General features: G+C 53.7%; 1 pseudogene. It reads left to right on the top strand.

The annotated features are described in order from the left end of the window. Positions 1 to 787, top strand: a pseudogene (locus DMZ48_RS18465) (collagen-like protein); the annotation flags it as partial.

Genomic DNA, 787 nt, shown 5'->3' with positions numbered 1-787 from the left:
GTCCGCAAGGTGTTCAGGGTGAAACTGGAGCTCAAGGTCCACAAGGAATTCAAGGAGAAAAAGGTGACCAGGGAGATCAAGGTCCGACTGGTGCAACCGGAGCTCAGGGTCCACAAGGAATTCAAGGAGAAAAAGGAGATAAAGGTGACCAAGGTGAAGTAGGTCCACAGGGTGTTCAGGGAGAAACCGGAGCCCAAGGTCCTCAGGGAGAAACTGGTGCCACTGGTGCTCAAGGAGAAAAAGGAGATAAAGGTGACCAAGGAGAAGTTGGTCCACAGGGTCCTCAGGGAGAAACAGGTCCACAGGGTGTTCAGGGAGAAACCGGAGCCCAAGGTCCTCAGGGTGAAACTGGAGCACAGGGTCCTCAGGGAGAGCAAGGTGTTCAAGGTGAAACTGGAGCACAGGGTCCTCAGGGAGAGCAAGGTGTTCAAGGTGAAACTGGAGCACAAGGTCCTCAAGGCGAAGTAGGTCCGCAAGGTGTTCAGGGTGAAACTGGAGCACAAGGTATTCAAGGAGAGCAAGGAATTCAAGGAGAAAAAGGAGATAAAGGTGACCAAGGCGAAGTAGGTCCACAGGGTATTCAGGGTGAAACCGGAGCCCAAGGTCCTCAAGGAGAAGTTGGTCCACAGGGTGTTCAGGGAGAAACCGGAGCCCAAGGTCCTCAGGGAGAAACTGGTGCCACTGGTGCTCAAGGAGAAAAAGGAGATAAAGGTGACCAAGGCGAAGTTGGTCCACAGGGTCCTCAGGGAGAAACAGGTCCACAGGGTGTTCAGGGTGAAACTGGAGC

The organism is Robertkochia solimangrovi, from assembly GCF_007279655.1.
GTDB classification, from domain to species: domain Bacteria; phylum Bacteroidota; class Bacteroidia; order Flavobacteriales; family Flavobacteriaceae; genus Robertkochia; species Robertkochia solimangrovi.
The sequence above is the reverse complement of the archived record's forward strand: the minus strand, read 5'-3'. Positions and strand labels throughout refer to the sequence as shown.